This window comes from Vibrio sp. Vb1127 (assembly GCF_033338735.1).
Lineage (GTDB): Bacteria > Pseudomonadota > Gammaproteobacteria > Enterobacterales > Vibrionaceae > Vibrio > Vibrio alginolyticus.
Genome location: NZ_JAWOTF010000007.1, coordinates 53,639 through 71,597, shown reverse-complemented (window position 1 = coordinate 71,597; position 17,959 = coordinate 53,639). Strand labels below are relative to the sequence as shown.

Here is a 17,959-nt window from a genome sequence, read left to right as displayed (position 1 = left end):
AGATATCATGATCACCCCTTTAAAGGCAATCGGTGTACTCGCATTGTCATCACTTGCCATCGCGTGTTCATCACAACCCGAAGATACCGTGGCTTCATTCGCTACACAATGCAAACCTACCACTGCACCCGTTACTGGGGAAACGTCAATTCAAGGTTTAACGTTTATCGGAACATCCGTTGCTGATGCTCCATTCGACACATCGGCAGCTGAAATCGTCAGTTATGACGCTTGTACGGATAAACTCTATGTGGTTAATGCTCAAGCAAAACGTGTCGATGTACTTTCTATGGATGACAACGGCGTACCAACGCAAAGCGCATTCATTGATCTCAACAGCGCTGGCGAAGCAGCGGGCATTGAAATTGGCGCAGCAAACAGTGTCGCTGTATTCAATGGTTTGGTAGCAGTTGCGATTGAAAACAGTAATAAACAAGCGAATGGTATTGTTGGCTTGTACCGCTCCGGCGATTTGTCATTAGTCACGACTTTCCCAACAGGCGCATTGCCAGACATGGTTGGCTTCTCAAAAGATGGCCGATACATCGCAACCGCTAATGAAGGAGAACCAAACAGCGATTACAGCATTGACCCTGAAGGTAGTATCACTTTGATCGATCTGAGCCTTGGTGTTACTCAAGCAGAAGTAACACAAATTGGCTTTAACGAATTTGATGGTTCACGAAAAGCAGAGCTCCCAATGAATGTGCGTATTTCGGGGCCAAACGCCACCATCGCACAAGATCTAGAGCCGGAATACCTCACTTTTGCAGATAACGGTAAAATCTATGTCGCGCTACAAGAAAATAACGCCATGGCAATCGTCAATCCAGAGAGCAAATCGGTAGAAAAAATTGTTGGCTTAGGAGAGAAGTCTTGGTCGGGCGCTAAACTCGATGCATCCAACAAAGACAAAATCATTGGGAACTTGAAAAGCTACCCACAACTGGTTGGCTTATTTATGCCTGACACCATCGACAGCTACTCAGTGAATGGGAGTACTTACATCGTATCTGCAAATGAAGGCGACGGGCGTGAGTACAGATTCAAAACCACTCAAGAACTGTGCGACAAAGCTGGCTTTATGTGGGATGAAGACGATTACCTCGGTACAGATGAATACACATCTGAGCAAGGGAGCTGTTTAAGCCATATTGATGAAGTGCGCGGTAAGAAGCTGAAAGTGGCAGCAGAACACCCATTGGCAGAGGCACTAAAAGACAACAAACAACTCGCGCGTTTAAAAGTGATTAAGCCGGAACAAACGCTTTCTGCACAAGAGAATGTTCAATCATTTGGCGCGCGTTCATTCTCGATTTGGGATGAAAACGGCAAGTTGGTCTTCGATAGTGGTGACGATTTCGCGACTATCGCGCTGCTGAATGAAGGCAAGAACTTCAACAGCACCAACGATAACAATAATAGTGGCGATGACCGAAGTGATGATAAAGGCATTGAGCCAGAGGCGATTGAAGTAGCACAAATTAACGGCCGCCATTACGCGTTTATCGGCTTGGAGCGTCAAGGCGGTATCATGATTTATGACATCACAGACCCGAAACAAGCGCAGTTTATACATTACGTCAACCGCCATGATTACAATCAACCAGTGTGTACAGAAGTCGAAGATGGCGAATGCATGAACGATACATACAATCCAAAAGCAGGCGATTTAGGTCCAGAATCCATTAATTACTTTACCCGTAATGGTGGTCATTTTATCGTCGTTGGCAATGAGGTATCGGGCACGACATCCGTCTTCCGAATCAATCTATAAAGTAATGTAAAAGTCATTTAGAACCAAAACGCCCGACGTAAGCCGGGCGTTTTTTTGTATGAGGTAATGTCCTACTCTGCCGATGCTAGCGCGTCACACTTTGATGCGCAGATAAAATCGTTTTTATGCAGACCTTTGATAGAGTGACTCCACCACGTTACGGTAACCTTACCCCATTCCAACAAAATAGAGGGATGGTGGAACTCATCTTCTGCCAGTTCCGCGATTTTGTTACTGAAAGCCCATGCTTGTTTGAAGTTCTTAAATTTATACACCTTTTCTAGTTGAGGTATATCTTCTCTTTCAATGATCTGCCAATCAGACAATTGCAGAAGCAGAGACTGTTGCTCTTCTTTGCTTAGTGCAATGGCATCGATACTACAAGCTTCGCATTTTTGTTCATTCAGCATGAGCAGGTTCCTTTGGTTCAAAAAGTGGAGGAAGCAGTCCAGCTTCAATCGCTAGATCGGCTTGTTTCAATAAATTTAACTGACTAATTTTAAAGAGCTGAGAAAAGTCATCAATCACGTAATACTTCGGTTGCATGATGTCGATACGATAAGGCGTTCTCAGCACTGTTTGTAATTCAAATGGGTCGCGAATTGCTGCATCACTCTCTAATGCGTAGAGGGTTTCGCCAGGAGATGAAAGAATACCACCACCGTAAATTTTGGTTTTGTCCCCTTCTTTCACCAAACCAAACTCTACGGTAAACCAGTAGAGACGAGCGAGATAGGCTCTTTGTTTTGGGGTAGCGGCTTGCCCTAGTTGACCATAATGCTCGGTAAATGCAGCAAAGTCTGGGTTGGTTAACATCGCGCAATGACCAAATATTTCGTGGAAGAAATCTGGCTCCTGTAAGTAATCGAACTCATCTCTTGTACGCAAGAATGTGGCGACTGGAAAGCGCTTATTACCGAGTAGATTAAAAAATCGGTCGAAATCAATAAGCGCGGGAACGGGCTCCACTTGCCAACCTGTTGTCTCCATCAAGACACGATTAATTTCTGGCAACTGAGGAACGCGGTCTTGAGGTAAATCAAGCAGCGTCAAACCGTGTAAATAAGCCTCACAAGCTCTGTTTTGGATCACACCCATTTGTCGTGTTACCAAATCTCGCCAAATGGCGTCTTCTTCACGGCTCCATTCAACCCTGCCTTCCTGGTTTACGGGTTTAGAACGATACTGGGTCATGGCTCATCTCCATTAACAAATCCTTTACATTAAGCCTATCTGTAGTCTTAAGAGCTTCCAATCCCTGCGCGATTTTCTCAGCATCATCCCGATGTAACATATTGTTTACAACTCATCGTAACTGCATGATTTTTATGACACGATATAATATCTGGCTTGTTTGACTTTATCGTGTATTCCTCTCAAACTAAAACCTGTTATCACTTTGTTATAGAGGGACCTATGCGCGAGAGCAGCAAAGTATGGCAACCGAGCGAAAGTCGTATCGAAGAAGCCAACATTACACAGTTTATTGAACACATTAATCGACAAGGAAATACCCTTGAAAGCTTCGCTGATCTGCATCAATGGTCACTCGATCATGTAGAAAAATTTTGGCAGGAAGTTTGGCTATTCTGCGACGTCATCGGCACTCAGGGAGAGACCATAAAAGAGCGAGCAGAAAGTCGCTGGCAGCAACCTGTTGAAAATAGGGATATAAAATGGTTCCCAAACGCGCAAATTAACTACGCCGAAAATTTGCTAACCTACGCGTGTCACCAACCCGATTATCTCGCGATTTGGTTTGAAAATGAACGTGAAGAAAAACAGACCTACACCTGGAAACAGTTGTGCGAAGAAGTTTCGAGTGTGCAGCAATGGTTGAAAGAATGTGGAATTAAGCAAGGTGATGTCGTCGCTGGTTATTTACCTCACCTACCTCAAACGGTGATAGCTATGCTAGCAACCACCAGTTTAGGGGCGACCTGGACTTCCACCTCACCTGATTTTGGCGTCGAAAGCGTTTTGGAGCGCTTTGGTCAAGTGAAACCCAAAATCCTGTTTACTTGTGATGGCTATACATTCAATGGCAAAACTTTCGATATGTCTGAGAAAAACCAGCATATTGCGGATCATCTTGATGGTCTTAAACAAGTTTGCCAAATTAGCTACCTTAAACCACACATTTTTGAATGCGATGTCTGCACCCAAGATTGGCAAAACGTCCTGAATCAATACACACCCGAAGCGCTGACTTTTACTCGTGTGAATTTTAACGATCCGCTATTTGTGCTTTATTCTTCAGGCACAACAGGCAAACCGAAATGCATCGTTCATTCCGTCGGCGGAACGGTGCTTAATCACTTGAAAGAGCATCAACTGCATTGCGATATTCAACCGAACGACCGAGTGTTTTACTACACAACCTGCGGCTGGATGATGTGGAACTGGCACGTTTCTTCACTCGCGAGCGGTGCATGTTTGGTGATTTTTGATGGTAGCCCTGTTTACCCCACTCATAATGTGCTCTGGGACCTCGCAGAACAAGCCGAAGTGACGCTATTTGGAACCTCAGCAAAATACCTAGAGGCGCTGGAAAAAGCATCTTTTTCTCCGCAGAAAAGTGATGCATTTTCAAGTCTGAAAACCATTTGTTCGACTGGCTCTGTTCTGTATCCAGAACAGTTTGATTATGTCTATCAGCACATTAAAGAAGATGTACACCTCGCCTCGATTTCTGGCGGAACAGATATTTGTGGCTGCTTTGTATTAGGCAACCCTATTTCTCCCGTTTATCGGGGAGAGTGCCAATCAGCAGCGTTAGGGGTCGATGTCCGAGTCTTTAACCCACAAGGTAATAGCGTAATGGGAGAGCGCGGTGAGTTGGTTTGTGCCAATTCATTACCCAACTTCCCTGCTGGCTTTTGGAACGACACCGGTGAGAGATATCATCGCGCTTATTGGGATAAATTCGACAATATTTGGCACCACGGCGATGATGTTGAACAGACCAGCGTTGGGGGATACGTGTTTTATGGTCGAAGTGATACCACGTTGAATCCCGGTGGCGTAAGAATCGGCACGGCCGAAATCTATCAGCAAGTGAACTGTATAGACGGTATTCTAGATTCGATCGCAGTAGGAAAAGAAGTCGATCGCAACGAACAAATATGGCTGTTTGTCCAATTAGTCAAAGGGGTAGAGCTCAATGACGAGATGATCGCTTCCATCAAAGCACAGCTAAAGTCTGCATGTTCTCCAAGGCATGTACCTAGTGCGATTTACGCAATAAGCGATATACCTAAGACACGCTCAGGAAAGCTGGTCGAGTTAGCCGTTAAGCAAGTCGTTAACAACCGAAGCGTCGAAAATTTAGGCGCAATAGCCAACCCTGAAGTGCTGGAGGAGATACGCAGGATAGTCGTCTCAAAATAACCTCCGAAGACTTAGTTGTTCGAGTATGTCCTTGCCTGCACCACGACGACTTGTTTAGAGCAAGTGAAGTTACATATACCCTCAGCAGATAAGAAAAAAGCGAGCTTGTTAGCTCGCTTTTGTCATTTTGTGTTCTTTATTCAGCAGTATTAGCGGCGACCAAGCCCCATTAATACCGACATTGTTTTACCGTCAGATGTAATGTCAAAAACGTGTTGCGATTCAACTTCAGTAAAGCCTGCTTCTTTCAGTGCACGCTCAGACTTCGCAAGGGTAAAACCGTCTTGTTCACATTCTGCAATCCAATCAAAATGAACAAAATAGCCGCCGTGGTTAAGTAGAGAATGCGAGATCGTTAATGACGCGTCTAAGTCTTCCACGAACGCTAAAACTGATGATGCAACCACCAAATCGAACTGTCCACGAAACGCAGGGTGCTGAGCGACCAAGCCGCGAGATAGTGCATCTACCACAGGTTCTACGTTGACGAGCTCTTTTTTATCGAGTTCCTCAATCATGGCTTCCGATGCGTCTAATGCTACGATGTCTTTAACCATCGGTGACAATCGTTGACTTAACTGCCCTGTTCCGCATCCAAAATCTAGTACTTTAATGCCATCAAGCTGAGTTAGCTGTTGTAACTGCTCAAACACCGACTGCGCAAATTGCTCTGTTGCTGGATTTGATTCCCAGTTTTTTGCTAAGCCGTCCCAATCTTGTGCCATCGTGGCCTCCATGTTCACTTTTTGTAACCCACATAGATTACCGCAAAACCGTTAAAAGACCATAGACTTATCTGGCGGATTCGCGTTTTTTTCGATAATCTTTCATGGCTTTGGGAGCGCATCTGCATAATACCCAAATTATTTGAATTCATTTATTGGTTGTGTCAAATCATGAACTTAACTCAAGTAGAAGCCTTCTGCACCATCGCTGAGTGTGGTTCTGTTTCTGAAGCGGCAAGGCAACTCGACTGCAATCGCACCAAACTCAGTATGTCGATTAAGGCATTAGAGAAAGATCTCGACGTTGAATTGTTTAACCGAACTGGCAACCAGCTCACCCTCTCTGAAGCTGGTAAAGCCATTTACAAAGATTGCGAACACCTACTTATCATCGCACAACGGGTCAGAAAGACCTGCGCTCAAATCTCGGAAGGGTTTAACGCGGAAGTTTGGGTAGCACGTGACGACTCCTTACCTGATGATCTCTGGCAAGAATTATCTCATACATTGAATAACCGCTTTCCTTCAACAACCTTCAACTTAATCTTGGCATCCAGTGGCGACTTAGCCAACTTGGTCAGTACCCACCAAGTAGATTTTGCTTTCGGCGTTGATTATGAGCGAGTAGACGATCCTCGTATCGTATATAACCCTTTAGGTAAGATACGTATGATGTCAGTATGCAGTGTAGAACACCGCCTAAGTAAGATGCGCCGTGTCTCAGACGAAGATCTACGTAGTCAGATGCAAGCACTAATGGTGTACCTAAATGAGAAAGACAACCCTGAACTGCAACCTTTCTCGACTCGATATATTGGTTTTTCGAGTTTTGACTACATGCTGAACACCATCTTAGAAGAAGACGCTTGGGGCGTGCTTCCTGAACCATTAATCCGCCATTACCTTCGTCAGCAGAAGCTCGCCGTTATCAAACACACATACGGCTTGACGCAAGAAGACTACTGTATGTTTTCACCTAACGGCCATACTGAGCATCCAGCAATGACGTGGTTAGCAGATAAATTGAGCGAGTATTTATTTGACTTCTAAACATTTTATCAGTGAGCGTCAATTTTACTGACACCAAGAAATCATAGTAAGCCATTGTTTTATAAGAACATAAATAAAAACGCAATTTTTTAGATTAGTTACTGGTCACTTTGTGGTTGCCTAAATTACCTTATGAGCGAAGAATAGTAAGGTATTAAAATTCAAAGGCATCTTTTATGTGTGACAGGACAAGCAAAAACGAAAACCGTATTCTAACCATTTCAGCCCTTTTGGCATCTGGGTTCGCTGCTGGTGGTATGGTACTTGGCTTGCTTGTAGGCTCAATTGTAATCGTTTTTGACGGTGTTTACTCTTTGGTCAGCTTACTGTTAACTTTATTGTCACTGGCCGCTTCTTACTATATTAACAAGCCTTCAAAATCTGTATTCCCATTTGGAAAAGCGGTCTTAGAACCAATCGTTATTGCGATAAAAGCAGCCGTCATTTTAGTGGTTGTAAGCTTCTCTCTCTACTCTGCGATATCAGCATTGATGTCTGGAGGTCGCCAGGTCGATGCTTCTATTGCGACCTTATTCGGCATCGTGAATGTTATCGGTTGTGGTTACGCTTGGTGGTTTATGGCGAAACGCAGCCGCCGCTTCTCATCAGGCTTGATTGAAGCGGAGAAAAAACAGTGGCAAATGGATACTTTGTTGAGTGTGGCGGTGACCGTAGGATTTATCTCGGCTTGGGCTGTTTCACTAACGCCATTCTCTGAGTATGCGGTATATGCCGACCCCATGATGATGGTTTTAATGGGCTTTTATTTCCTCAAAGTACCGTTCGATATGCTAGTAGGTGCCTTACGTGAACTACTAATGATGACACCAAGCAAAGAGCTGTGTCAGAGCGTTGGCAAAGATGTTCTTGAGATTGAAAAAGTAACTGAGCATCAATTGAAACTGGCTGGCGTAACGAAGGTGGGCCAAGAGCTACGAGTAAATGTGGACGTACATATTGATGACGACACATTGGAGCTTGATACACTAGAGCACACTCGTAAGCAGCTTATCAAGCGACTGTCGAAGCACAGATTCAAGCTTCAACTACACTTGAACGTCGCTTATTAGAGCGCCACCAAAGAGCCGTTAAAACTCAATAAAACGCTCCCAATCTCGGGAGCTTTTTTAATTTTTTCGATTTAGTTGCTTCGTATTCGAATACAGCTCGCAAGGGAGATCTGTTCGTTGCTCACTTAAATTCTCTGATCTCGTTGGTAACTTACCCAGCCGCTTCGCGCTTCTCTTTGGTGACTAACCAACACATCAGCGAGCCCACCGTTACCATCACAACGCCCTGCCAAAAGCTATGGCTCAGAGTTACGCCAAGAATAATAGAAGAAAATAAAGCGGAAAAAATGGGCGTGAAGTAAGACAAGGTGGCGAGAAAAACCATATTGCCGCCAACGATCGCGATGTTCCATAAACCATAACCACCAGCCATTAAAGCCGCAGAAGCCACTAAGTACCCCATCGCTTCCCAACTGAATGTCATTGGTGGCTCATCGGTAAACGCATATTTGATCCAAAGCGAAACAGCTGTTGCAATGAAAAACAGGGTAATCGCATTATGTTTAGATTGCTGCTTTTGGGTTAAGTTGCAATAAAAAGCCCATATAACCGCCCCAGCAAAAGCCATAAAATATACCAGAGGGTTACTACTAACATTGGACATGATCTGAGTTATGGATAAGCCATTCTCACCGCTCACAGTCCAAGCAACCCCAACAAACGCCAGCGTAACTGCTGGATAAAGCAACCAGTTTGTTTTTTTATTGCTGCCAAGGACCGCAAATAAAACCGTCAGTGCGGGCCAAAGGTAGTTGACAATCGACACCTCAATTGCCTGCGCGCGCGAGTTGGAATATCCCAAAGATAAAGCGAGAAATATTTCATAACAAACGAACATCGCACCACCAAGCACAAGATACTTGGGAGAAAAGTAAGACAACTTTGGAATACCGACCACGATAAGAAGGAAAACAGAGCTAAGAGAGTACAACATGGCTGCCCCGCCTACAGGACCTAAACTCTCCGTAACCAACCTCGCGATGCCAAGCAGACAACTCCAAGAGAGAATCGCGATACAACCATAAAGTGTGAAACGAAATTGCACTGATTTCATGTGACCTACCACTCACGAATGCCAAAGGAAACGTCAGCTTAACTCAAAAATGATCAGGTTCAACGTACTGTTTTATAAAAATCAGTATAAAAATCATTCTATTAAGCCGTTGGAGTTGATATGAAACATTTTCTGCCCTCTAGTGTTATGCTTACACCCTTTGTTGTGCGCTACTATGATGAAGATGACGACGAGAGTGAAAACGTTAAAACACACTCGGAAACGCATGGTCTAGATAGCGAAGAGCAATCTAAGGAACGTTCAGAGTAAAGGAATCCAAACATGAAAAAAGTCGCAGTCATTTTAAGTGGTTCAGGCGTTTACGACGGTTCTGAGATCCACGAAGCAGTGTTGGCGCTCTACGCCATCGAGAAAGCAGGGGCAACTTGGCACTGCTTTGCACCTAACATTGACCAACTCCACGTCATCAATCACCTAACTGGTGACGAAATGGATGAAGCCCGTAACGTACTGATCGAATCAGCTCGTATCGCACGCGGAAACATTGACGATGTTGCCAAACTTAACGTTGATGAATACGATGCCCTACTGCTTCCAGGTGGATTTGGTGCTGCGAAAAACTTAACCGACTTCGCCGTTTCAGGTGCGGAGTGCTCCATTAACACACACGTAGCTCAAGCTTGTCGCGCGTTTGCTAATGCGAAGAAACCAGCTGGCTATCTGTGTATTTCTCCTGTCATTATTCCGATGATTTATGAGCAAGGCGTGAAAGGAACGGTAGGCAACGATGAGGCAGTCTCAATAGCATTTAATCAAATGGGCGGTGAACACACCACGTGCCCTGTCGAAGGCATCATTTTTGATGAAAAACACCTCGTACTTTCAACCCCTGCTTACATGTTGGCAGAGAATATCTCTCAAGCGGCTTCAGGTATCGAAAAATTAGTATCAAAACTGATTAAAATAGCTTAATTATTAGTAGTTAGCTTATAAAACACTTCCCTATCCCCATTGATAATTAAGTTATTAATGGGGATTTTTTATACTTTAGTCGAATTTAGAGATATATCCGCGTCAGAAGTCAATTTCTGCCAATCGTTTGCGTCCATAGTTTCATATTTGTTCTACTTTATATCAGTGTTGCACTTATACGCAGTGCAACAAGATCACTGTCACAGTTTTTCTCTTGCAAGTACCTCTAAGTAGGTAAACTTGCTTCAGATCAACTTCAATCTGGAAACGAATGTGCGACAGTAAATGGCAAATTAAGAAAGATTATTAAAAATAACGACGGAGCTATCCAATATGACAAGTGCATTTTTTATCCCTACGGTAAACCTAATGGGCGCTGGTTGTTTGAAAGACGCAGCAGACAGCATCCAATCTCAAGGCTTTAAAAAAGGTTTGATCGTTACGGATAAGATCCTTAACCAAATCGGTGTAGTCAAACAAGTTCAAGACCTTCTCACTGAGCGCGATGTAGCAACCGTTGTGTTTGATGGTACTCAACCAAATCCAACTATCAGCAACGTTAACGACGGCTTAGCACTTCTTACTGATAACGAATGTGACTTCGTTGTCTCTCTAGGTGGTGGTTCACCACACGACTGTGCGAAAGGTATCGCGCTTGTTGCTTCTAACGGCGGCAAAATCGCAGATTACGAAGGCGTAGACCAGTCTGCAAAACCAATGATGCCACTTATCGCAATCAACACGACGGCAGGTACTGCATCTGAAATGACGCGTTTCTGCATCATCACTGACGAAGAGCGTCACATCAAGATGGCTATCGTTGATAAGCACACAACACCGCTTATCTCGGTAAACGATCCAGAGCTAATGCTAGCTAAACCTGCTTCGCTAACTGCGGCAACAGGTATGGATGCCCTAACTCACGCGATTGAAGCTTACGTATCTATCGCAGCAACACCAATCACTGATGCGGTAGCAATTAAAGCGATTGAGCTTATCCAGGCTTATCTACGCACAGCAGTGAAAAACGGTGAAGATCTAGAAGCTCGTGAACAAATGGCATACGCGCAGTTCATGGCGGGTATGGCATTCAACAACGCGTCTCTAGGTTACGTACACGCAATGGCACACCAGCTAGGTGGTTTCTATGACCTTCCACACGGTGTTTGTAACGCGATTCTTCTACCTCACGTACAGCGTTACAACGCGCAAGTATGTCCTGAGCGCCTACGTGACGTAGCAAAAGCAATGGGCGTAAACGTAGAAGGCATGTCTGCTGAAGCAGGTGCAGCGGCAGCAATCGACGCTATCGTTACTCTAGCGAAAGATGTGGGTATCCCAGCAGGTATCAAAGAGCTTGGTGCGAAACTAGAAGACATCCCAACACTAGCAGACAACGCACTGAAAGACGCTTGTGGTTTCACTAACCCTAAACAAGCAACTCACGAAGAAATTTCTAAGATCTTCGAAGAAGCGATGTAATCTCGCTAACTAAACAATTCTCTAGCCTTAATTCAATCCCCGATCTCGTATCGGGGATTTTTTACATTCATATACAAGTGAATCTCTGCCAAACATAGTCTTTTAGTGTTAGCTTTTAAGTATTAATACGATTCATATTGGAAGGAACCATGAGAACGATTGCTGCTGCCCTACTCGCTTGTTTATCCTTTTCTGCCAACGCTGCCGAATACCGCGCTAACGAAGTGGCGAATGGATTTCAGATCCCTTGGGGGATCGAGTTCTTAGATAGCCAACGCGTTATCGTTAATGAAAAGAACGGTACGGTTTCGTTGCTGGATATCACCACAGGCAAACCTCAAAAGCTGTTTAACGTCCCCGATGTGAACACCAGTGGGCAAGCTGGCTTATTGGATGTCGCGCTCGCACCGAATGCCGATAAGCAAAACCCGCAACTCTTCTTTACCTACAGCAAGCGAACGAGTAAAGGCAATACGGTGGCGTTAGCGACGGCGCAATTGCAAAACAATCAGCTTGTAGGTTGGAAAGATCTCTTTGTTGCTGATGCCATCACCGACACAGGGCGTCACTACGGCAGTCGAATTTCATTTGTTGACGACAAAGTTTACTTCTCAATCGGCGACCGTGGCGAACGTGATAATGGGCAAAACACTCAAACCCATGCTGGCAGTATTCTTCGTCTCAACCTTGATGGTTCGGTTCCGCAAGACAACCCATTCAAACCTTCCGAAGCTCGTCCTGAGATATGGAGTTACGGGCACCGCAACCCACAAGGTATGTTTTACGACGAAGCAACAAAACAGCTGTGGTCGATTGAACATGGGCCGCGCGGCGGCGATGAAATTAATCTAATCAAGAAAGGTGCGAACTACGGCTGGGCAAAAGTCTCTCATGGTAAAGAATATTGGGGTCCGTTGGACGTCGGGGAAGCTAAGTCGTTACCGGGAATGGAAGATCCAAAGTTGGTATACATCCCTTCTATCGCACCCAGCAATATGATCTTGTACCGTGGCGATAAATACCCAGAGTTGGACGGAAAAATCCTCGCCGGTGCATTGAAACTAGCGCACATCAACGTGGTTTCTATTGAGAATGGCAAGCTCACCGAATCAAAAAGATTGATGGAGAATCTTGGTGAGCGAGTAAGAGATATAACCATCAGCCCCGATGGTTATATCTACTTTTCTACCGACAGCGGCAAAATCTTTCGTCTTGAGGAGAAATAGTTTTCTCTCAAGAGCTAGTCAAAAAAGCTAGCTCTTTAAACTCACTGTCACCGTTTCATTGTCAAAATCGAGCGTCATGGTCGAGCCCAATGGAACGGTGAGCATTGGGTGGGTATGACAGCTATCAAAATCATACAAAATCGGCAGCGGTTGACCGTTAAGCACTTCTAGCAACACATCTATAGGTGCTCGTCCTGTGCCTTTATCGTTGAACTTTTCATGCTTGCCGAGCACAATCGCACCAACTTTATCAAACACGCCAGAAAGCTTGAGCAGCGCAAAAGAGCGTTCGACCGTTTCAATGCCCTGCAAACAATCTTCCACTAGCAAAATATCGCCTTGTTCGATACTCGGCATAAACTTACTTGCCCAAATACCCGTCATGGTATTGAGGTTGCCACCAATCAAACGTCCGGTGATCTTGCCTTCACCTTTGAAGTGCCACTGGTTTTGCAAGGTTTGCTTTGCGCGATCTTGCTCGCCCCACTCTATCCATTCATCTGTCCACCCTTGAGGCATTGTGTATTGATGCGCCAAGCCATCTAACGTATTCACTATCGATTCGAACGAAGCGAAGGTCTCGTCCACCAGTGGTGGGAATTCACCCAGAGATGCCACCAAAGCAGGACCATAAAAAGTAACGATGCCAGTTTGTGCGTAAATGCCCATGAGTAGAGCCGTCACATCCGAATAGCCAACAATGATCTTGGGATCTTTCTTCAATGCCTCGTAATCAATGTAAGGCAGCAATGAGTTACTGTTGTTACCGCCAATGGTCGACATAATACAGCGCACTTCGGGATCACGAATCAGCGCATTCAATTCTTCTACTCGCTCTTGAATCGAACCCGAGCGATATTGGTCAGTTTTACCCGTTAAGCTGCCTGCTTTTAGCTGGTAACCATGAGATTCCACGTACGCTTTGGCACGCTCAAAACGCGCTGGTGCAAATACCGTGGCTGGGGAGGATGGCGAGAAAAAGCCGATGGTGTCGCCTTTTTGTAATGGTTTAGGAATGATCATGCGCGTCCTTGTTTTGTGATACATGGTTGATTTATTTTCGTACAATCTAAGCAGAAGAATCTAAACTTAACAATAACCTTTTGTTTTTTAAAACGATAGTTCGGTTAAGTTGTACGAGGTCATTATGATTCCATTCCCTTTACAGCTCGATAAAATTAAAGCCGTGGTGTTTGATTTAGACAACACCTTGGTGAGTTCTGATATGAACTTCGGAGAATTGCGACAACAGCTAGGTTGTCCGCAAAGTGAAGATCTATTGGATTTTGTCGACGCACTTGAGCATCCTCATCATCGAGAGCACGCTCATAACGTGATATTTGATTACGAGATTTCTGATGCTGAGCAGTCTGCTCCAATGATTGGCTGCCATGAATTGCTCGCCCACTTGCATCAAAATGAAATCAAAACCGCTATCGTGACGCGCAACTGCCAAATCGCCACGCAGCGCAAACTAGAACACAACCAAATCTCAGTGGAACGAGTCATCACTCGTGAATGCTTCCCGCCCAAGCCAGACCCTTTGTCTCTGCAGGTATTGGCGAAAGAGTGGCGTTTGATGCCGGACGAAGTGCTTTATGTCGGCGATTACCTTTACGACTTGCAGGCAGCGTATAACGCGCAGATGCCCTCTTGCCTTGTTCATCACGGTAATCAAGAAACCTTCAATGATTCAGCCTCGTTGGCGATTAATGAACTCAGCGATTTATTGAGCCGTTTCCAATCCTTACCACGCAAATAAAGCACACATATAAAATACGCACACAAAAAAGGGGCACCAACGTGCCCCTTATGACTTATTCCCGATTGTTTCATGCGTTCCCAAGGATTGCTTGGGTGATGCGCTGCTTAGCCTTGTAGGTAGGCGTTAAGCATCCACATTAATTTTTCTTGCTCACGGATGTAGTCACCCATCAATGCCGCTGTACCTTCGTCATCTGCTTCACCCGCGTTTTGTAGAATCTCACGCTGTTTTAGAAGTAGAACGCTAAAGCCTTGAACCAGACCTTGTACACACTCCTCACCAGAAGTCGCGTTTTGATGTTCTTTAATTTCACTTGCTTCTAAGTAGTTGCTGAATGCGTGCGCTGGCGTATGACCCAAAGTTAGAATACGCTCTGCAAGCTCATCGATTTTTGTTTGTAGATCAGTGTAGATCTCTTCAAATTTTACATGCAGTTCGAAGAATTGCGCACCTTTGATGTTCCAGTGGTAACCGCGAGAGTTCATGTACAACACTTGGTAATGCGCTAGCAGTTGATTTAACTGTTGAGCTAGTTGTGCTGATTGTTCGCTGTCTAGACCAATTAGGCTTACTTGTTTGTTCATAATCTTGCTCCTAGAAGGATAATACCAATCGTAGTAACGAACGATTCTCTTACCGGGATTGGTATAAAGTTTAAAAATTCTTTTGCAGTATTTGCTGCCGATGGAGTCATATTACGACTCCGACTCGATGAAGAAAATTTGGTTTTAGCTATGATTTAAATAGCTAAATCCAATGAGCAAGTAGACGAATATCGGCGTATCATCCAACAAAAAGCCCCAACCCTTTTTGTGTAAAAAGGATTGGGGCTTTTTTACTATTTGGTTAACGTTCAAAAGTAGATGAACAGGCGTAAACCTTATCTACGCCGTTTTAAAAGTTGCCATCTGTTGATTCAGCTCGGTAACTTGCTCTTTTACTTGCAATGATGTCTCTGATGCACGTTGGCTGTTATTCGAAACCTCATCTACTGATTGAGTAATACCGGACATCAATCCAGTGATCGAGTTGGTCGCATGAGATTGCTGCTCTGCCGCTGCCGCAAGCTCTGCCATTTGTTCATTCAAAGAACCAATTTGCTCGGTCGTGACAAGCAAACGAGTTACCGCTTTTTCAATGTGCTCAGCGCCCTGCTCCGCAAGTGATTGGCTGTGTTCTATCTCCTCAACCACCGAATTGGTCGAGCGTTGAATCGCATTGATAATGCCGTTTATTTCTGTCGTCGATTGAGTAGTGCGCGTCGCTAACATGCGTACTTCGTCCGCCACAACCGCAAAGCCTCGTCCTTGGTCACCCGCACGCGCTGCTTCTATCGCGGCATTCAATGCCAGTAAGTTAGTTTGTTCTGCTAAGCCTTCAATCACTTCCGTCACTCGACCAATGGCTTCGCTCTCTTTGCTTAACTGCGTCACTTGCGTGCTCGCGGCTTCAATGCTGCCATGTAAGCTTTCCATGGTGACTTTGTTTTGCTCTAGTGCATCGCGACCTTGTTCAATCTCGCCTTTTGAATCAGAAAGCTTCTGCACCGATTGATTGGCTTGATCTAGGGTGTTACGCGCGGCTAAAGCGATTTCATCCAATTGGCTTCCCATTTCAACAATGCTGGTCTGTTGCTGTTCAACATTCGATGAAGTGACTTGCGCCGATTCCAATAAAGCCCCCATGCTGGTATCCACTTGGTGCGCTTTCTCACTCACCCCTGCCACGATGCTCGCTAACGATTGGTTCATGCGGTTAATCGAATCGGTAAGGTCAGCCAATTCATCTTTCCCAACAACGGTGAGCGGAGGCTGAGAAACGTCCCCTGAAGCGATCGTCTTGGCTCGCTCCGATAAGTTTTTCACTCGGCGACCAATGGTATTGCCCATGTATTTTGAAATCGCTACTGCGGCAAACAAAACCAATGCCGCAGCAATCAACATAGTGGTCAGTACGTTCTTGATCGACTGATTAATACCCTGTCCGCTTTGATCTGCACGACTTTGCTGAGCTAATACGATTGTTTCTAAACTTTGGTCTAGTGCATCCGCTGCTGGCAACAGTTCATTCGCCATTAACAAGTTTGATTCGTTCCACTCTGGCGATTGACGCAATGCAATTACCTGCTCTGCTAAAGGAAAGTACAGTTGCTGCATTTCCTTAAACAGTGACCACAATGATTGGTCGTTATCAGTCAGTCTGTCGAGTTTACTGTCGATTTCCGCCACGGACTGATTGTGGTACTTAATCAAGTCGTGGTATTTGTCCAAATGATCTTGCTGCCCGTACAACAGGAAATCTCGCAAAGCAGACAGTGCATTAGCGAGCGAGGTATAGCTGTCGGCGTAGACTTTAAACAGACGTTTTCTGTCCCCACCAAATGGGTTTCCTGACTCTTCATTGATTAAGCTTTGAAGCTGATCAAGTGCCACTTCTGCAATGGGTGCCGCTTCGTTAATAAAGAGGTTGTGCGCAGGCAAGTTCTCGTCACTGTGGCTGAGTTCAATCAACTTGTTTAAAGAGACTTTTACCGCGTCCCACTGGGTTTGAATCGCTTGAAAATCCTGTTCAGAGATCAAAGCCTGCAAAGTCGGAAGCGACTCGTCTGTTGACGCCATGATATTACGCACGTCCCCACTCAGACGGGCGCTCGCCTCTTCATCGCCACCTAGCAACATGTAGGCTCGAATAGAAGACAGCGACGCTTGAACGGACTGTTGGATACCGCGACTGGTGTCGACGGTCGGTAAATCGGATTTAAGTAACGAAGAGGCGTATTGCTCTACGGTGGTGACGTTGCGATACGTGAATACCGCTGATGCCATAAAAAGTACGGCTAGCAGCACAAAACTGAGCTGCAACTTCCCTGATATCGTAAGGTTCATCCATAAACTCCTGACAACGATGAGCCTTAAATATAACGATGTTTACAAAAATGTTAAATACAGGTATCAAAAGTTACTAAGAAAACCATGTAAACGACTATTTCAAGCTAAGAAATGGGACTTATTCGAAGTATGGTATGCGCTCACTACGTAAAATCAGATAATTAACGTAAGTCGTTTCTAAGCAGTCTTGCTCCCACAACGAGAGAATCCGCTTGGTGGCGAAGTAGTAATCTTTATTACGCAGTAGCACGCCCACCGTACGGCTGAGTTGCTCAAAGCGCTGTTGCTCATTAGCAGAGATGTAATTGTCTTCATTTTGAATGATGGGCGCCAATCCATCGGCAAACCAATTGTTCAGAATTTCACGCATCTCTAGTTCTGACTCCGGCACATCGATACTCGACAACTCACGATGCTGTGGTGGTGGCACTATGTACTTCGATGCTTTTGGCGAACTGACATAACGGTACATATCGCTCCTCCTTGTAACCCACTCTTTAACTAGCTAAGAATACTTTTTTCAATTTCCAAGTTTTTTCTAAAGCTCATAGAAAGAAACCCAACAAAAAAGCCATGCAAAGTAGGCTCTGCATGGCTTT

17 protein-coding genes are annotated in these 17,959 nt (G+C 44.9%); 9 read left to right on the top strand and 8 right to left on the bottom strand.

The genetic code is table 11. The annotated features are described in order from the left end of the window. The first annotated feature begins 7 nt into the window (after positions 1–7). Positions 8–1,777 (top strand): choice-of-anchor I family protein, encoded by a 1,770-nt coding sequence (locus R7H07_RS11680; RefSeq protein ID WP_065275386.1) that lies wholly within the window; start codon positions 8–10, stop codon positions 1,775–1,777. Between the two features lie 71 nt (positions 1,778–1,848). Here the strand turns inward: R7H07_RS11680 and R7H07_RS11675 are convergent, their stop codons facing one another. Together R7H07_RS11675 and phhA are read right to left on the bottom strand one after the other, a co-directional pair. After that, entirely contained in the window at positions 1,849–2,187 is a 339-nt protein-coding gene (locus tag R7H07_RS11675; protein ID WP_005375563.1) for a 4a-hydroxytetrahydrobiopterin dehydratase, read from the bottom strand. Further along, complete coding sequence (gene phhA, locus R7H07_RS11670) at positions 2,177–2,971, bottom strand: phenylalanine 4-monooxygenase (protein ID WP_318128765.1); 795 nt, start codon at positions 2,969–2,971, stop codon at positions 2,177–2,179. Before phhA ends, R7H07_RS11675 begins: the two co-directional genes overlap by 11 nt. A gap of 222 nt (positions 2,972–3,193) precedes the next feature. On the opposite strand from phhA, the gene R7H07_RS11665 reads away from it, so the two are divergent. After that, the gene (locus R7H07_RS11665; protein WP_065275388.1) at positions 3,194–5,167 is read left to right on the top strand and encodes an acetoacetate--CoA ligase; all 1,974 of its coding nucleotides are present in this window, start codon (positions 3,194–3,196) and stop codon (positions 5,165–5,167) included. Positions 5,168–5,316: 149 nt separating this feature from the next. On the opposite strand, the gene R7H07_RS11660 is transcribed toward R7H07_RS11665, so the two are convergent. Beyond that, positions 5,317–5,892: a class I SAM-dependent DNA methyltransferase gene (locus R7H07_RS11660; RefSeq protein WP_017821100.1), complete on the bottom strand. Its 576-nt coding sequence runs from the start codon at positions 5,890–5,892 to the stop codon at positions 5,317–5,319. A gap of 171 nt (positions 5,893–6,063) precedes the next feature. On the opposite strand from R7H07_RS11660, the gene R7H07_RS11655 reads away from it, so the two are divergent. Together R7H07_RS11655 and R7H07_RS11650 are read left to right on the top strand one after the other, a co-directional pair. Next, complete coding sequence (locus tag R7H07_RS11655) at positions 6,064–6,942, top strand: LysR family transcriptional regulator (RefSeq protein WP_005375568.1); 879 nt, start codon at positions 6,064–6,066, stop codon at positions 6,940–6,942. 176 nt (positions 6,943–7,118) lie between these two features. Next, positions 7,119–8,012 carry a cation diffusion facilitator family transporter gene (locus R7H07_RS11650; RefSeq protein WP_065275389.1) on the top strand — a complete coding sequence of 298 codons (894 nt, stop codon included), beginning with the start codon at positions 7,119–7,121 and terminating at the stop codon, positions 8,010–8,012. A 151-nt stretch (positions 8,013–8,163) separates the two neighbouring features. On the opposite strand, the gene yddG is transcribed toward R7H07_RS11650, so the two are convergent. Continuing rightward, positions 8,164–9,066: an aromatic amino acid DMT transporter YddG gene (gene yddG, locus R7H07_RS11645; protein WP_065275390.1), complete on the bottom strand. Its 903-nt coding sequence runs from the start codon at positions 9,064–9,066 to the stop codon at positions 8,164–8,166. A 120-nt stretch (positions 9,067–9,186) separates the two neighbouring features. Between yddG and R7H07_RS11640 the strand changes: the two genes are divergently transcribed. The 4 genes from R7H07_RS11640 to R7H07_RS11625 all read left to right on the top strand — a co-directional run bounded on the left by R7H07_RS11640 (position 9,187) and on the right by R7H07_RS11625 (position 12,707). Then, positions 9,187–9,336, top strand: coding sequence for a hypothetical protein (locus tag R7H07_RS11640; RefSeq protein ID WP_165439042.1), 150 nt, complete (start codon positions 9,187–9,189; stop codon positions 9,334–9,336). 12 nt (positions 9,337–9,348) lie between these two features. Then, positions 9,349–9,999, top strand: coding sequence for an isoprenoid biosynthesis glyoxalase ElbB (elbB, locus tag R7H07_RS11635; RefSeq protein WP_065275391.1), 651 nt, complete (start codon positions 9,349–9,351; stop codon positions 9,997–9,999). Positions 10,000–10,332: 333 nt separating this feature from the next. Next, positions 10,333–11,481 carry an L-threonine dehydrogenase gene (gene yiaY, locus R7H07_RS11630; protein ID WP_042521463.1) on the top strand — a complete coding sequence of 383 codons (1,149 nt, stop codon included), beginning with the start codon at positions 10,333–10,335 and terminating at the stop codon, positions 11,479–11,481. Positions 11,482–11,630: 149 nt separating this feature from the next. Continuing rightward, the gene (locus R7H07_RS11625; RefSeq protein ID WP_065275392.1) at positions 11,631–12,707 is read left to right on the top strand and encodes a PQQ-dependent sugar dehydrogenase; all 1,077 of its coding nucleotides are present in this window, start codon (positions 11,631–11,633) and stop codon (positions 12,705–12,707) included. Positions 12,708–12,734: 27 nt separating this feature from the next. On the opposite strand, the gene R7H07_RS11620 is transcribed toward R7H07_RS11625, so the two are convergent. Next, on the bottom strand, positions 12,735–13,730 hold the full coding sequence (locus tag R7H07_RS11620; protein ID WP_206958927.1) for a S66 peptidase family protein: 996 nt from the start codon (positions 13,728–13,730) through the stop codon (positions 12,735–12,737). Between the two features lie 124 nt (positions 13,731–13,854). Here R7H07_RS11620 and R7H07_RS11615 point away from each other — a divergent pair, with 124 nt between their 5' ends. Beyond that, positions 13,855–14,469 (top strand): HAD family hydrolase, encoded by a 615-nt coding sequence (locus R7H07_RS11615; RefSeq protein WP_065275393.1) that lies wholly within the window; start codon positions 13,855–13,857, stop codon positions 14,467–14,469. A 107-nt stretch (positions 14,470–14,576) separates the two neighbouring features. On the opposite strand, the gene R7H07_RS11610 is transcribed toward R7H07_RS11615, so the two are convergent. From R7H07_RS11610 to R7H07_RS11600, 3 genes are all read right to left on the bottom strand, one after another. Next, positions 14,577–15,056 (bottom strand): Dps family protein, encoded by a 480-nt coding sequence (locus R7H07_RS11610; protein WP_005388254.1) that lies wholly within the window; start codon positions 15,054–15,056, stop codon positions 14,577–14,579. Positions 15,057–15,356: 300 nt separating this feature from the next. After that, on the bottom strand, positions 15,357–17,357 hold the full coding sequence (locus tag R7H07_RS11605) for a methyl-accepting chemotaxis protein (RefSeq protein WP_065275394.1): 2,001 nt from the start codon (positions 17,355–17,357) through the stop codon (positions 15,357–15,359). A 121-nt stretch (positions 17,358–17,478) separates the two neighbouring features. Next, on the bottom strand, positions 17,479–17,832 hold the full coding sequence (locus R7H07_RS11600) for a hypothetical protein (RefSeq protein WP_005375589.1): 354 nt from the start codon (positions 17,830–17,832) through the stop codon (positions 17,479–17,481). Positions 17,833–17,959: the final 127 nt, after the last annotated feature.

Bases quoted from the DNA above. Each gene is read 5' to 3' on its own strand.
- R7H07_RS11610 (WP_005388254.1), bottom strand. From the start codon at position 15,056: ATGAACAAACAAGTAAGCCTAATTGGTCTAGACAGCGAACAATCAGCA.
- R7H07_RS11600 (WP_005375589.1), bottom strand. From the start codon at position 17,832: ATGTACCGTTATGTCAGTTCGCCAAAAGCATCGAAGTACATAGTGCCA.
- R7H07_RS11680 (WP_065275386.1), top strand. From the start codon at position 8: ATGATCACCCCTTTAAAGGCAATCGGTGTACTCGCATTGTCATCACTT.
- R7H07_RS11665 (WP_065275388.1), top strand. From the start codon at position 3,194: ATGCGCGAGAGCAGCAAAGTATGGCAACCGAGCGAAAGTCGTATCGAA.
- yddG (WP_065275390.1), bottom strand. From the start codon at position 9,066: ATGAAATCAGTGCAATTTCGTTTCACACTTTATGGTTGTATCGCGATT.
- R7H07_RS11615 (WP_065275393.1), top strand. From the start codon at position 13,855: ATGATTCCATTCCCTTTACAGCTCGATAAAATTAAAGCCGTGGTGTTT.
- R7H07_RS11650 (WP_065275389.1), top strand. From the start codon at position 7,119: ATGTGTGACAGGACAAGCAAAAACGAAAACCGTATTCTAACCATTTCA.
- R7H07_RS11640 (WP_165439042.1), top strand. From the start codon at position 9,187: ATGAAACATTTTCTGCCCTCTAGTGTTATGCTTACACCCTTTGTTGTG.
- R7H07_RS11620 (WP_206958927.1), bottom strand. From the start codon at position 13,730: ATGATCATTCCTAAACCATTACAAAAAGGCGACACCATCGGCTTTTTC.
- R7H07_RS11605 (WP_065275394.1), bottom strand. From the start codon at position 17,357: ATGAACCTTACGATATCAGGGAAGTTGCAGCTCAGTTTTGTGCTGCTA.
- phhA (WP_318128765.1), bottom strand. From the start codon at position 2,971: ATGACCCAGTATCGTTCTAAACCCGTAAACCAGGAAGGCAGGGTTGAA.
- yiaY (WP_042521463.1), top strand. From the start codon at position 10,333: ATGACAAGTGCATTTTTTATCCCTACGGTAAACCTAATGGGCGCTGGT.
- R7H07_RS11655 (WP_005375568.1), top strand. From the start codon at position 6,064: ATGAACTTAACTCAAGTAGAAGCCTTCTGCACCATCGCTGAGTGTGGT.
- elbB (WP_065275391.1), top strand. From the start codon at position 9,349: ATGAAAAAAGTCGCAGTCATTTTAAGTGGTTCAGGCGTTTACGACGGT.
- R7H07_RS11625 (WP_065275392.1), top strand. From the start codon at position 11,631: ATGAGAACGATTGCTGCTGCCCTACTCGCTTGTTTATCCTTTTCTGCC.
- R7H07_RS11675 (WP_005375563.1), bottom strand. From the start codon at position 2,187: ATGCTGAATGAACAAAAATGCGAAGCTTGTAGTATCGATGCCATTGCA.
- R7H07_RS11660 (WP_017821100.1), bottom strand. From the start codon at position 5,892: ATGGCACAAGATTGGGACGGCTTAGCAAAAAACTGGGAATCAAATCCA.